Source organism: Allobosea vaviloviae (assembly GCF_001298265.1).
GTDB classification, from domain to species: domain Bacteria; phylum Pseudomonadota; class Alphaproteobacteria; order Rhizobiales; family Beijerinckiaceae; genus Allobosea; species Allobosea vaviloviae_B.
Genome location: NZ_LGSZ01000022.1, coordinates 79,866 through 92,471, shown reverse-complemented (window position 1 = coordinate 92,471; position 12,606 = coordinate 79,866). Strand labels below are relative to the sequence as shown.

The window sequence follows — 12,606 nt, the reverse complement described above, 5'->3', positions numbered from 1 at the left end:
CCGTATCGCGCCTCTGCCCCGTCAGCGTTCCGCGGGAATCGAATAGGTTCCCGTCGCATGGGCGACCATCGCGCTCTCGCCCTGCGAGTACAGCGCGACCTCGCCGACCGCGAGCCGCTTGCCGAGCTTGAGCAGCTTCGCCTCCCCGATCAGCGCGGTCGGGCCCGGCTTGCGCAGGAAATTGAAGTTGAGGCTCGTCGTAACGGCGAGCGCGACCGGGCCGATCTGGCCGAGGATCGCGGCATAGAGTGCGAGGTCGGCGAGCGCCATCATCGTCGGGCCGGAGATCGTGCCGCCCGGCCGCAGATGCTTCTCGTGATAGTCGCAGCGCATCCGGGCCGTCATCGGCCCGACCTCCTCGACGAAATAGGTGCGCCCACCGAGATGGAGCTGCGGGAACACCTCGTCGAGATAGGCTTCGAGCGCGGATGCGGTCATGGCGATGGTCATGTCTGGCAGATGCTCATGTCTTGGCCGGCGCGGGCCGAGGTGGGGCCATGCCCCTTGCAGCATGAGCCGGCGCATCCGACAATACGGCAAAACGCAAAGGGAAACGCTGAAGGTGACGTCATGAATGCCCATCACAGGCACGATGCCGCTCCTGCGCTGCGGCGCGAGGATGCCGACAGCGTCGCGACGCTGACACTCGACCGGCCGCAATCGCGCAACCCGCTGAGCGAGGCGATGCTGGCTGCCCTCAGCGACGCCTTCACCGCGATCGCCACTGACCGCACGATCAAGGCGGTCGTGCTGGCGGCGGAAGGGCCGGTCTTCTCCGCAGGCCACGACCTCAAGGAAATGAGCGCGCACCGCGCCGATTCCGACCGGGGCCGCGCCTACTTCACCGAGATCCTCGGGCGCTGTTCCAAGGTGATGCAGCAGATCAGCGCCCTGCCCCAGCCGGTGATCGCGGCGGTGGAGGGCACGGCGACGGCGGCCGGATGCCAGCTCGTCGCAAGCTGCGATCTCGCGGTCGCGGGCTCGAATGCGAAATTCTGCACGCCCGGCGTCCATATCGGCCTGTTCTGCTCGACGCCGATGGTGGCGCTGACGCGCAATCTCTCGGCCAAACACGCCATGGAGATGCTGCTGCTGGGCGAGATGGTTCCGGCGGAAGAAGCCGCACGGATGGGGCTGATCAACCGGGTGGTGACGGCCGGTGACGCGCTGGCGGAGGCGCGGCGGTTGGCGGCCGTCATTGCCTCGAAATCGCCGGCGACGATCCGCATCGGCAAGCGCGCCTTCTACGAGCAGCGCGAGATGGGGCTGGCCGCAGCCTATGATCACGCCTCGGCCGTGATGGTGGACAACATGTTGGCGCGCGATGCGGAAGAAGGCATTGGGGCGTTTGTCGAGAAGCGCGCGCCGGTGTGGGAGGGGTAGGGCCGCCCACAACCCGCTCGTCATCCCGGGCGACCGACGGGAGACCCGGGATCCATGCCCGAACGCTGATCGGTAAGGCTCAGGCATGGATCCCGGATCTCCGCTTCGCTACGTCCGGGATGACGCCGCGTTTCCATCCGCTCTATAGCCATCTCCCTTCCCATCTCTCCGCAAAGTTCAACCCGATGACCCACGACGCCTACCCCGACAGCCAGATCCGCGACATCCTCAAGAGCGTGAAGCGCATCGCGCTGGTCGGCGCCTCCGCCAACGAGGCCCGGCCATCCTGGATCGTCACGAAATACCTGATCGATCGCGGCTATGACGTCGTGCCCGTCAACCCGGGCCTTGCCGGCCAGACGCTGCTGGGCCGGACGGTCTACGGCACGCTCAAGGACGTCCCCGGCGCGATCGACATGGTCGAGATCTTCCGCAACTCGGACGCTGCGGGGCCGATCACCGATGAGGCGCTGACGCTCGATCCGCTGCCGAAGGTCATCTGGATGCAACTGTCCGTGCGCAATGACGAGGCGGCGGCGAAGGCCGAGGCGAAGGGCGTCACCGTTGTGATGAACCGCTGCCCCAAGATCGAATACGGCCGGTTTTCGGGCGAGATCGGCTGGCAGGGCATCAATTCGCGGCTGCTGTCCTCGAAGAAGCCGACCCTCGCCGGCAAGGGCTTCCAGAAGCTGACGATCCACCGGCCGGGAACGTGAGCGAGCTTAAGCCGCGCGGCTCAACCGCTCCATCTCGCGCGCGAAATCAAAACGAAGCTGATCGGCCTCGTCGGCCGGCAACCAGTTCGCCATGTTGGGAAACACCGTCTGCCACATGCGCGCGTCGCGCTCCGACCACGGCATGGCCTCGGCAGCGCGCGCGCGCGCCAGGAGGGCATGCAGCCGCGAGCGGACGTCCTGCGGATCGGGCAGAACGTCGCGCCGCGGCGCGGCCATCCGCCCTTCTTCCTCGCCAAACAGGCTGCCCTGCATCGGCCTATGGCCGAAGAGATCGGCTGCGTCGCTCATCCGGGGCCTTCACCACACATCACAATCCCAGCGCCTCCCGACTCAACGGGTTGGCGATGGCGTCGGCGAGAACCGTATCGGCCCCTGCGAAGAGTTCAATCAGCTCGGCAATCCGCCCACAGATATCGCGCAGCTCGCGAACGAGAGCGAGATCGGCAGGCAGTCCCTGACGCCCGTCGATCCAGCGCGGCAAGACGCGGTAGCCGCTGACGGAAAACTCCCAGACCTCCCAGGGGATGCCGCTGATGCGGCCGGAACCATCGGCGCAAAGCGTGATGGCGCCATCGACATAGGCGACGGGGGCGACGGGGCCACGCGGCTCACTATCGACGCGCGTAAAGCCCGGCGGCCGTGCAGCCGGCGCACGCACGAATGTCTCTAGCGCTCGTATCTCAGCACCGATCCGGCCCGCCTCGTCGAATGTCGCGCGTGCCGCCGGGAAAGGAACATGGGGAAAGACATCCTCCAGATCCTCGGCGAAGCGCAACGTGTAGGAGGTGGCCGAGAGCAGGCCGAGAATGGCGTCGAACGTCGCCTCGGGCGTCACCGCTGCGCCATAGGCTGCGGCAAGGCCCGCCAAGAGAGCCGGCGACAGATTGGTCCCGGCGCTTTCGGGGCGGCGGTCGTGCAGCGGAAAGGCATAGCCGCCATAGCTGCCGCGAAACGCGTGATAGTCGGGCAGCAGCCCATGACACCAGACGGCAGGACCTGAGCCTACGCCGCCCGGCAGAGCATAAAGTGCGAGATTCTGCTGCCCCCACACGGCTTGAAGTTCAGGTCTTGGGCGGTCAATGAATGCGAAGTCGTTATAGAGCCACCGAACATCGAATGGCCTGTAAGCTGATCGTATTGCATGGCGATCTTCAAAATCGCGCGCCCTCGCGCTGGCCAAGGTGCGCGCGGCTGTGGGATGAAAGAGGTTCGCAGCTTGCTCATCAGGAATGCGCCGGAGCGTATCGATCCGCTCCCGCAAGAGTTGGCGCGACGTTGCATAGGCGAAAGAGTCGCGTTTGGTTTGGACGCCGCTGCGCTGGAAGCCAAAGAGCTCAGACAGTGAGACCCACTCGCCGTTCATGAACGGCTCTGGGCGAAAGTCATCAAGTTCCGGCCGCTCAACCGATACGTCGTTCGCCAGCCGTCCGACCGCCGCCGCATTTTCCAGCCATTCGAGCTTTGCGCGCCGGGAAAACCGCCCTTCCGCCCAGGAGTCGAGGTAACGGACCTCCGCCAAGGCCCCCTCTGCCTTGCTGCCGTCGGCGATCGCGATGGTGATCGCCGTTCCGACCTGGATGTTGAACACGCCCTGGTCGTCTTCGACGCCGGCGCGCTCACCGCGCCGCACATCTCCGCGAAGGTCGATGATCTCGATGCGGTCGAAGCGCCGGCGCATCATCTGGCGCAGACCCGCATAAGGCCAGCCGGTCAGGAATTTGCGGTTGGTGATGAAGGCGACGACGCCGCGCTGCGGCGCATCGTCGGAATCGAACAGCTTCCAGAGGGCCCAGCGCCAGAAGGCGACCGAGAATTCCGGAAAGGTGTTGAGTTGGCCTCCCTGGCCGGCGTCCCTGACCGGGCGCTTGAGGTCATCCCAGAGTCCGTCCATCCAGTCGCCGACGAGGGTCCGGTTTTCTCCCTCCTCGAGCCGTCGGTAGGGCGGATTGCCGATGATCGCCATGATCGGCTGGGCCGCCTTGATGCGGTTCGCCTCGCGCCGCTCCTCGGCGATGCCTTCGCCGACGAAACCAAGATGACCGGCCGCAGCATCCGCGCCCGGCCGCGACAGCGTATCGGCGAGGTAGACGCCCAGCCGCGGGAGTTGCAGCGCCGGCCGGGGCGCTTCGCCCGGCCCGGCTGGACGCTGCAAGGCATGATGCAGACGATAATGCGCCACAGCATAGGGTCCGACCAGAAGCTCGAAACCGAAGAGCCGCCCGGCGAGATTGCGCAGCTCAAGGGCCGCCATGCCAGGCCCGTCGCTGGCCGCGGCCTGCGACCAGACCCGCTCGGCCAGTCCGAGCAGAAAGGTGCCAGTGCCGGTGGCCGGATCGAGGATGGTGACCGCCTCGTCGCGGAGCCCACGCGGCGCCAGCCGCTCCTTCAACGCGCAGTCCAGCGCGCCGCACATGAAGCGCACGACCTCGATCGGTGTGTAATAGACGCCGAAGCGTTCGCGCGCGTCGGGATCGAAGGTTTCGAGGAAATTCTCGTAAAAATACAGGATCGGGTCGCGTCCATCGGCGCCGACTGCGAGGATGTCGGGCGTGAAGCTGTTGATGGTGTCACGCATCGCGTCGAACCCAACGCCGATCTCCGCCACCACCTCGTCGAAGCTCAGCAGGCGCAGCGCGGTCTGCATCAGCGGATGCTCGCCGGGCATATGACGCCAGGCATCGGCCCCGACCGGCTCGTTACGCGCTTCCCTGACAAGCAGGAGACCGAACGCCAGAGTCTGCGCAAATGCCGCCGAGAACAGCACGTCGAAATCGGCCTCGGGGTATCCGCCAGCTTCCGGGTGGGCGTAGAGCTCGTCGCGAAAGACCCGCCGCACATCGAGCAGCGCGTGCTGGTCCACACCCAGCCGCCTGAGTTCGCTCAGGCGATCCTGCACGATGCCGCGCACCAGCCGCGCCGAATGCGCCAGCAACTTCGCCAGATGCGGCGCGTCCCGAGCCGTCGGTTCCTGGCCGGCAGAGAGGCACAGCCGCTCGACCAGACGGATCAGTGGCGCGCTGTCATGCTGCGCGATCAGCCGGTCCGCCCGGGCGTCGTCACGGTCGGGACGCAGCGCGGCCTCAGGTACGACGCTCGCCAGCGCGACCTCCTCGCCGCGGGCGAACAGCCTGATCTCGTGAAAATTACAGCTCGCCCATGAGGCGAGCTCTTGGGCCAAGACGAACTGGCGCCTGTCATTGTCGCGCCAGCGCGTCGGATCGGCAGGCTTGGAGAGTGATTTCAGCTCGACGAAAGCCCGCGCCGGGCTTCCCGCCCGCATGAGCGCGATATCGGGCCGCCCAAATCCGGGATTGTTGAATTCCGGGACGACGGTCAGCCCCTGGCCGGCGAGCGGCCCAGCGGTCAGAGCTTGCAACAGCGTCTGGAATGCGGGAGCCAGCCCGGTCTCAGGCACATCCGCATTGGCGCGACGCAGATCTCGGATGCGGCGCGCATAAGCCTGAAGCAGATTGATGGTCGTCATCCAACGTTGCTAACTCAACCCTGCGGCCACGTCACGGTGCGTCAGGGCGGCAATGGGTTTGACGCCCCCTGGTTCGTTCTTTAAAACGAACGCAACGTCTCGCATTTCAGAAGATCGCAGGGAGTAGGCCATGACCGACCGGGCACCCGGGTTCCATACGCTCGCCATCCATGCCGGCGCCGCGCCCGATGCGGCCACCGGCGCGCGCGCCACGCCGATCTACCAGACCACGTCCTTCGTCTTCGACGATGTCGACCATGCCGCCTCGCTGTTCGGGCTGCAGGCCTTCGGCAACATCTACACCCGCATCGGCAACCCGACGAATGCCGTGCTGGAGGAGCGCGTCGCGGCGCTGGAGGGCGGCACGGCGGCCCTCGCCGTGGCGTCCGGCCATGCGGCCGAATTCCTGTGCTTCCACGCGCTGATGCAGCCAGGCGACGAGTTCGTCGCGGCGCGCAAGCTCTATGGCGGCTCGATCAACCAGTTCAACCATTCCTACAAGAATTTCGGTTGGAACGTGATCTGGGCCGATTCCGACGATCTGGAGTCCTTCGCTGCGGCGGTGACGCCGAAGACCAAGGCGATCTTCATCGAATCCATCGCCAATCCCGGTGGCGTCGTCGTCGACATCGCCGGCATCTCGGCGATCGCCAAAAAGCACAACATCCCGCTGATCGTCGACAACACCATGGCGACGCCCTACCTGATCCGGCCCTTCGAACACGGCGCCGACATCGTCGTGCATTCGCTGACGAAGTTCCTCGGCGGCCACGGCAATTCGATCGGCGGCATCATCGTCGATGGCGGCTCGTTCAACTGGGTCGGCGACGATCGCTACCCGATGCTCTCCAAGCCGCGGCCGGAATATAACGGCATGGTGCTGGGCGAGACCTTCGGCAATTTCGCCTTCGCCATCGCGACCCGCGTGCTCGGCCTGCGCGACATGGGGCCGGCGCTCTCCCCCTTCAACGCCTTCATGATCCTGACCGGCATCGAGACGCTGCCGCTGCGCATGCAGCGCCATTGCGAGAGCGCGCTCGCGGTCGCGACGCATCTCTCGAAGCATCCGGCGGTGGAATGGGTCAGCTATCCCGGCCTGACCGGCGACAAGTATCATGATCTCGCCAAGCGCTATTCGCCCAAGGGCGCCGGCGCGGTCTTCACCTTCGGGCTCAAGGGCGGCTACGAGGCCGGCGTCAAGCTGGTCACCGAGCTGAAGCTGTTCTCGCATCTGGCCAATATCGGCGACACGCGCTCGCTGGTGATCCACCCGGCCTCGACCACGCATCGCCAGCTCAGCGACGAGCAGAAGACGGCGTCCGGCGCCGGCCCGCAAGTCATCCGCCTGTCGATCGGGCTGGAGGATGTGCAGGACCTGACCGACGATCTCGATCAGGCGCTGGCCTGAGCGGAGCCCTGATTCTCGGGCGAGGCCCCCGGGTCCGATCTGCGATCGGCCCGGGGATAGACCGCGCGCCCGGGTCTCTCACGCGGCGATCATAGTTCGACCGTCTCGCCCTTTCCCGGAATCAGCGCCTTCACGTCAGACCCGCTCAGTCCCGCGGCGAACGCATCGGCGTTCTGGTCGATCATCGGAAACGAGCCGTAATGGCAGGGGATCGCCGTCTGCGGCTTGACGAAGCGGGTCATGGCGAGCGCCGCGACCTTGCCGCCCATGGTGAAGCGGTCGCCGATCGGGCAGATGCAGATCTCGACGCCGTGGATCTCGCTGATCAGCGCCATGTCGGCGAAGATGTCGGTGTCGCCCATGTGCCAGAGCGTCTTCTCGCCCTTGGCCTTGATGATCGCGCCATTGGGATTGCCGAGCGGAAAACCGACGCCGGCCTCGACCAGACCGGCCGAATGATCCGCCCGGACCAGGCTCACCGAGAAGGCCCCGCAATCGACCGTGCCGCCCGTGTTCATCGGCTCGAACCGCTTCAGCTCCTTCGAGGCGAGATACATGCACAGGTCATAATTCGTGATCACCGTGGCGTCATTGGCCTCGGCGATCGCGAGCGCATCGCCGATATGGTCGCCATGGCCATGGGTAACGACGATATGACTGACGCCCTTCGTGACAGCCGCGGCATCGCCCTCAAAGGCCGGATTGCCCGTGAAGAACGGGTCGATCAGCAGGGAGGCCCCGGCGAGATCGATGCGGAATGCGGAATGGCCGAACCAGGTGAGTTTCATCGAGGGCTCCAGAATAATCGCTCAGTCGAGATGCGTCGTCGGATATAGATCATTCCAGTCCAGGTTGGCGCGCTCGATCAGCGCAATCTTCCAGGATCGGCGCCAGTGCTTGATCCGCTTTTCCTGGGCGATGGCTTCGTCAGGCGTATCGAAATGCTCGGCATAAACAAGGCGCAGAGCGCCATGGCGGGCGGCGAATTCCGAGCCCCGGCCGTCACGATGCTCCGATACGCGACGCGAGAGTGAGTTGGTGACGCCGACATACAGCGTGCCGCCTTTCTTGCTCGCAAGCAGATAGACCCACATCCCCGTCCCTTAGCGCGCCGTCGTCCCGGGCGAAGCGTAGCGCAGACCCGGGACCCATTCCGGAACGATGCCAGATGAACGCCTTGGCACTCAAGCGTTGCCGTTCCGGAATGGATCCCGGGTCGGCGCGGCTTCGCCGCTTGCCCGGGATGACGCGCGCGCGAACGGATCGACAATCCCAATTGCCCCATGCAGGTTGGCAGCGACGCCACCCGATTGGACACGACCACATGACCGATGCCGCCACACTCGCCCGCCGGATCGCCCAGGGACATGGCGACGAGCCCGCCGATCTCGTCATCAGAGGCGCGAGGCTGTTCGACCTCGTCACCGGCGCCCTCGTCGAGAGCGACATCGCCGTTTGCGGCGACACCATCGTCGGCACGTATGGCCGCTATGAGGGCAAGGTCGAATTCGACGCCGCCGGGCTGATCGCCGTGCCGGGGTTCATCGACACGCATCTCCATGTCGAATCCTCGCTGGTGACGCCGCTGGAGTTCGAGCGCTGCGTCCTGCCGCATGGCGTCACGACCGCGATCTGCGATCCCCATGAGATCGCCAATGTGCTCGGCGTCGAGGGCATCGCCTACTTCCTGGAATGCGCGCAGGCGATGCGGATGGACCTGCGCGTCAACCTGTCGAGCTGCGTTCCGGCGACGCATCTCGAGACGGCCGGGGCGCGGCTGGATGCCGGCGACCTCACGCCGATGATGGACCATCCCAAGGTGATCGGGCTGGCCGAGTTCATGAACTTCCCCGGCGTGATCCATCGCGATCCCGCATGCCTCGCCAAGCTCGAAGCCTTTTCCGAGCGTCATATCGACGGGCACGCGCCGCTGGTCCGAGGGATGGACCTCAACGCCTATCTCGCCGCCGGCATCCGCACCGACCACGAGACGACGACGGCGGACGAGGCCCGCGAGAAGCTCGCCAAGGGCATGGCGATCCTGATCCGCGAGGGTTCCGTCTCGAAGGATCTGCACGCGCTGATCCCGCTGATCTCGCGCGACGCCTCGCCGTTTCTGGCCTTCTGCACCGACGACCGCAACCCGCTCGATATCGCCGAGGAAGGCCATCTCGACTACATGATCCGCTCCGCCATCGCCCATGGCGCGGATGTGCTGGCGACCTATCGCATCGCGACGCTTTCCGCAGCGCGCAATTTCGGCCTGTTCGATCGCGGCTTCATCGGGCCGGGCAAGCGCGCCGACATCGTGCTGGTCGAGGATCTCGCGGCCTGCTCGGTGCAACAGGTCTTTGCGGGCGGCAGGCTGGTCGAACCAGCGCTGTTTGCAGACCGCACCCCAATCAAGCCGGTCGGGCTCGGCAGCGTGACGTGCCGCGCACTGACGCCCGCCGACTTCAAGGCAGTGGCGCGAGGTGGCGAGACGCCGGTGATCGGCGTCGTGCCGGGGCGGATCATCACCGAGCGGCTGAGCATGTCCCTGCCCTCGCGCGATGGCGAGGCCCTGCCCGATCTCGATCAGGACGCCGTCAAGGTCACGGTGATCGAGCGTCACGGCAAGTCGGGGGGCATCGCGACCGGATTCGTCCATGGCTTCGGGATGAAGCATGGGGCGATCGCCTCCTCGGTTGGGCATGACAGCCACAATCTCTGCGTCGTCGGCGTCGACGAGGCCTCGATGGCCGCCGCCGCCAACCGGCTGATCGAGATCGGTGGTGGGTTCGCGGTCGCCGATCGCGGGGTGGTGACGGCGGAACTGGCGCTGCCGGTGGCGGGGCTGATGAGCGACCAGCCTTTCGAGACGGTGCGGCATGGGCTGGAGGATCTACGCGCTGCCGCCAAGGCGCTCGGCGTCGTGCTGGCCGAGCCCTTCCTGCAGGTCGCTTTCCTGACGCTGCCGGTGATCCCGCATCTGAAGATCACCGACAAGGGGTTGGTCGATGTCGACAAGTTCGACTTCGTCTGACTGTCCCGGCTGCGAGACCCGTGTTACATTTTGAGCCTCGCCTATGGAGGTTCGCGATGGATGATCCGAACACGACACTGACGGTGACGCTCGGCGATCTCGCCGAAAAGGTCGAGGAGCGCGTCCGCTCCGGCGAATATGACTCGCCTAGCGAGGTCGTGCGTGCCGGGCTGGAAGCACTGGCACGCGAGGAACGTGCTTTCGACGCCGAATTGAAGGCGAAGGTCGAGGAGGCTATGGCTGACCCGCGGCCGTCAATCCCCGCTGAACAGGTTTTCGAGGAACTGGAGAAGCATCACAGGCAGCGCATGGCTCGCGATGCCGCCAGGCTTTGAGATCACGCTGAGGCCTGCCGCGCGCGAGGATCTCCGCGAAATCTATGACTGGATTGCGGAGAGAGGCAGCGCACATACTGCGATTGGCTACATCCGGCGCATCCAACGGAGCTACCGGTCGCTCGCCTTCTTTCCGGAGCGCGGCACGCGACGTGATGATCTCTACCCTGGCTTGCGAACGTTCGAAGTTGAGCGCCGAGTGACGATCGCGTTTCGGATCGATGCGCAGCAAATCGTGATCATGCGTATCCTCTATGGTGGCCGCGATCTGAAGGGAGCCTTCGATCAAGGCACCTTCTGACACGCTCAGAGTGCCAATAGCTCCTCACCCACCTCGATCCCTTCCGCCCTCGCCTTCGCCCGCAACGCCAGCCGCCTGACGCCCGGCAACCTGGTTCCCTCCTGCGCCTCGATGGCGTGAGTGAGGACGCGCATACGCTCGTCGAACCAGTTGCCGCCCATGGCGTGCGGGTCGATGGCGAGGATGAGCTGGCCCGTGTCGGGCGGCCCGCCCACGGCATCGATGAAGGACGAGGCTTGGAAGCCGAAATGCGCGCCGACCAGCGCCGCCGCAAGGATCTCGACCATCATCGCCAGCGTCGCGCCCTTGGCGTCGCCGAGCGGGACCATGGTGCCGGCGAGCGCGGCGGCCGCATCGGTCGTCGGCTTGCCGTGGACGTCGAGCGCCCAGCCCTCGGGAATCGCTTCGCCCTTCTGCCTGGCCGCGACGATCGGGCCGCGCGCGACCTTCGACAGCGCCATGTCGATGACGACAGGCTCGCGGCCGGCGAGCGGGGCGGCAAAGGCGATCGGGTTCGTGCCGAAGACAGGCTTCGAGCCGCCCCAGGGGGCGATGGCGCCAGGGGTGTTGGCGAAGAGCATGGCGACGAGGCCTTGCTGCGCCAGCCGCTCGACATGCAAGCCGGCGGCGCCGCAATGGCTCGACCGGCGGATCGGGCAGGCGACCACGCCCTGCGCGCGGGTCATATCCGGCAGTTCGATCACGGCAAGGTCGATGGCGGGATAGGCGAAGCCGTGGCAGGCGTCGATCGCCAGAACGCCGGGCTTCGGGCGGCTTTCGATCGGAACCGCCTGACCGTCGATCTTGCCGGATCTGAGCATGGCGAGATAGGTCGGCACCCGCGACAGGCCGTGGCCCTTCAAGCCGTCCGCTTCCGCCATCACCAAAGCCCAGGCGACGGAGGCCGCGTTGGCGGGCGAGGCGCCCGCTTCGGCGAAGATCTCGGTCAGGCGACCTTCAGCCTGCTCGATGGACAGCCGTGTCATGCCCTGCCCTCCAGCGCCGCCATGACGCGCTCGGCGACCAAGCCGGAGACGCGGCCGTTGGACTCGACCGTGTTGCCGGCGATGTGGGGCGTCAGGATCAGATTGGGGACGTCGGCGAACAGCTTGCCGGCCTCGCGCAAGGGCTCCTGCGCGAAGACGTCGATCGCCGCGCCACCGAGCTTGCCTGATGTCAGGGCCGCGACCAGCGCCTCCTCGTTCATGATGCCGCCGCGCGCCGCGTTGATCAGGATCGCGTCGGGCTTCATTTTGGCGAAGGCGTCCTTGCCGATCAGGCCCTTGGTCTCCGGCGTCAGCGGCAGATGGATGCTGATGACATCGGAGGTCGAGAGCACGGTGTCGAGGTCGAGCCGTTCCGTCCCGGCCCAGGCCTTGTCGGCGGCAGGGACGTAAGGATCGTAAGCGACGGTGGTCATGCCCAGCATGCGGCCATGGGCGGCGGCATCGCGGGCGATGGCACCGAAGCCGATGAGGCCGAGCCGCTTGCCGGCGATCTCACGGCCGATCAGCTTCGTCTTGGGAAATTCCCCCGCCACCATCGCGGCATTGGCGAAATAGGCGCCGCGCAGCAGCACCATGGCGCTGCCGATGACGTATTCGACGACCGAGAGGCTGTTGGCTCCCGTCGCAGGGAAGACCTTGATGCCGCGCGCAGTGCAGACATCCATGTCGATGTTGTCGAGGCCGACCCCGAGACGGCCGACCACCTTCAGCGTCTTCGCGGCGGCGAGCACATCCCCCCTCACCTGCGTCTGATTGCGCACGATCAGGGCCGGGACATCAGCGACGAGCCTGGCCAGTTCATCGGTCTTGCCGAAGAGCTCGGGGTCGTGATGGACCTTGTAGCGGGCGCTCAGCGCAGCAACGGCCGCCTCGTCCATGAACTCGGTGATGACGATGTCGGTCATGGCTTGCGCCTTCCAGATTTT

Annotated in this window: 13 protein-coding genes; 6 read left to right on the top strand and 7 right to left on the bottom strand. The window is 66.1% G+C overall.

All coding sequences use genetic code 11. The annotated features are described in order from the left end of the window. Positions 1 to 21: 21 nt before the first annotated feature. The gene (locus AE618_RS04280; RefSeq protein WP_054207810.1) at positions 22 to 450 is read right to left on the bottom strand and encodes a PaaI family thioesterase; all 429 of its coding nucleotides are present in this window, start codon (positions 448 to 450) and stop codon (positions 22 to 24) included. Positions 451 to 570: 120 nt separating this feature from the next. Between AE618_RS04280 and AE618_RS04275 the strand changes: the two genes are divergently transcribed. Continuing rightward, entirely contained in the window at positions 571 to 1,383 is an 813-nt protein-coding gene (locus AE618_RS04275) for an enoyl-CoA hydratase (RefSeq protein WP_054207809.1), read from the top strand. A gap of 185 nt (positions 1,384 to 1,568) precedes the next feature. Further along, on the top strand, positions 1,569 to 2,099 hold the full coding sequence (locus AE618_RS04270; protein WP_054208001.1) for a CoA-binding protein: 531 nt from the start codon (positions 1,569 to 1,571) through the stop codon (positions 2,097 to 2,099). Positions 2,100 to 2,105: 6 nt separating this feature from the next. Here the strand turns inward: AE618_RS04270 and AE618_RS04265 are convergent, their stop codons facing one another. Then, positions 2,106 to 2,408, bottom strand: coding sequence for a hypothetical protein (locus AE618_RS04265; protein WP_054207808.1), 303 nt, complete (start codon positions 2,406 to 2,408; stop codon positions 2,106 to 2,108). A 19-nt stretch (positions 2,409 to 2,427) separates the two neighbouring features. Then, positions 2,428 to 5,604 (bottom strand): type ISP restriction/modification enzyme, encoded by a 3,177-nt coding sequence (locus tag AE618_RS04260; RefSeq protein ID WP_054207807.1) that lies wholly within the window; start codon positions 5,602 to 5,604, stop codon positions 2,428 to 2,430. Between the two features lie 130 nt (positions 5,605 to 5,734). Between AE618_RS04260 and AE618_RS04255 the strand changes: the two genes are divergently transcribed. Beyond that, positions 5,735 to 7,012, top strand: a complete 1,278-nt coding sequence (locus AE618_RS04255; RefSeq protein WP_054207806.1) for an O-acetylhomoserine aminocarboxypropyltransferase — start codon at positions 5,735 to 5,737, stop codon at positions 7,010 to 7,012. Positions 7,013 to 7,101: 89 nt separating this feature from the next. Here AE618_RS04255 and AE618_RS04250 read toward each other — a convergent pair whose 3' ends face one another. Beyond that, complete coding sequence (locus AE618_RS04250; protein WP_054207805.1) at positions 7,102 to 7,800, bottom strand: metal-dependent hydrolase; 699 nt, start codon at positions 7,798 to 7,800, stop codon at positions 7,102 to 7,104. Between the two features lie 21 nt (positions 7,801 to 7,821). Then, the gene (locus AE618_RS04245) at positions 7,822 to 8,106 is read right to left on the bottom strand and encodes a GIY-YIG nuclease family protein (RefSeq protein ID WP_054207804.1); all 285 of its coding nucleotides are present in this window, start codon (positions 8,104 to 8,106) and stop codon (positions 7,822 to 7,824) included. A gap of 230 nt (positions 8,107 to 8,336) precedes the next feature. Between AE618_RS04245 and ade the strand changes: the two genes are divergently transcribed. Genes ade through AE618_RS04230 form a run of 3 tightly spaced genes read left to right on the top strand, consistent with a single transcriptional unit; the run spans position 8,337 to position 10,673 of the window. Further along, positions 8,337 to 10,037, top strand: coding sequence for an adenine deaminase (gene ade / locus AE618_RS04240; RefSeq protein WP_054207803.1), 1,701 nt, complete (start codon positions 8,337 to 8,339; stop codon positions 10,035 to 10,037). 56 nt (positions 10,038 to 10,093) lie between these two features. Next, positions 10,094 to 10,372, top strand: a complete 279-nt coding sequence (locus tag AE618_RS04235; protein WP_054207802.1) for a ribbon-helix-helix domain-containing protein — start codon at positions 10,094 to 10,096, stop codon at positions 10,370 to 10,372. Further along, positions 10,356 to 10,673 carry a type II toxin-antitoxin system RelE/ParE family toxin gene (locus tag AE618_RS04230; RefSeq protein ID WP_054207801.1) on the top strand — a complete coding sequence of 106 codons (318 nt, stop codon included), beginning with the start codon at positions 10,356 to 10,358 and terminating at the stop codon, positions 10,671 to 10,673. Before AE618_RS04235 ends, AE618_RS04230 begins: the two co-directional genes overlap by 17 nt. 5 nt (positions 10,674 to 10,678) lie before the next feature. Here AE618_RS04230 and AE618_RS04225 read toward each other — a convergent pair whose 3' ends face one another. Then, complete coding sequence (locus AE618_RS04225; protein WP_054207800.1) at positions 10,679 to 11,659, bottom strand: Ldh family oxidoreductase; 981 nt, start codon at positions 11,657 to 11,659, stop codon at positions 10,679 to 10,681. After that, positions 11,656 to 12,585, bottom strand: coding sequence for a hydroxyacid dehydrogenase (locus AE618_RS04220; protein WP_054207799.1), 930 nt, complete (start codon positions 12,583 to 12,585; stop codon positions 11,656 to 11,658). Before AE618_RS04220 ends, AE618_RS04225 begins: the two co-directional genes overlap by 4 nt. Between the last annotated feature and the right edge of the window lie 21 nt (positions 12,586 to 12,606).

Excerpts from the sequence above, each read along its gene's own strand:
- AE618_RS04280 (WP_054207810.1), bottom strand. The coding sequence starts at position 450 with ATGACCATCGCCATGACCGCATCCGCGCTCGAAGCCTATCTCGACGAG.
- AE618_RS04275 (WP_054207809.1), top strand. The coding sequence starts at position 571 with ATGAATGCCCATCACAGGCACGATGCCGCTCCTGCGCTGCGGCGCGAG.
- AE618_RS04270 (WP_054208001.1), top strand. The coding sequence starts at position 1,569 with ATGACCCACGACGCCTACCCCGACAGCCAGATCCGCGACATCCTCAAG.
- AE618_RS04265 (WP_054207808.1), bottom strand. The coding sequence starts at position 2,408 with ATGAGCGACGCAGCCGATCTCTTCGGCCATAGGCCGATGCAGGGCAGC.
- AE618_RS04260 (WP_054207807.1), bottom strand. The coding sequence starts at position 5,604 with ATGACGACCATCAATCTGCTTCAGGCTTATGCGCGCCGCATCCGAGAT.
- AE618_RS04255 (WP_054207806.1), top strand. The coding sequence starts at position 5,735 with ATGACCGACCGGGCACCCGGGTTCCATACGCTCGCCATCCATGCCGGC.
- AE618_RS04250 (WP_054207805.1), bottom strand. The coding sequence starts at position 7,800 with ATGAAACTCACCTGGTTCGGCCATTCCGCATTCCGCATCGATCTCGCC.
- AE618_RS04245 (WP_054207804.1), bottom strand. The coding sequence starts at position 8,106 with ATGTGGGTCTATCTGCTTGCGAGCAAGAAAGGCGGCACGCTGTATGTC.
- ade (WP_054207803.1), top strand. The coding sequence starts at position 8,337 with ATGACCGATGCCGCCACACTCGCCCGCCGGATCGCCCAGGGACATGGC.
- AE618_RS04235 (WP_054207802.1), top strand. The coding sequence starts at position 10,094 with ATGGATGATCCGAACACGACACTGACGGTGACGCTCGGCGATCTCGCC.
- AE618_RS04230 (WP_054207801.1), top strand. The coding sequence starts at position 10,356 with ATGCCGCCAGGCTTTGAGATCACGCTGAGGCCTGCCGCGCGCGAGGAT.
- AE618_RS04225 (WP_054207800.1), bottom strand. The coding sequence starts at position 11,659 with ATGACACGGCTGTCCATCGAGCAGGCTGAAGGTCGCCTGACCGAGATC.
- AE618_RS04220 (WP_054207799.1), bottom strand. The coding sequence starts at position 12,585 with ATGACCGACATCGTCATCACCGAGTTCATGGACGAGGCGGCCGTTGCT.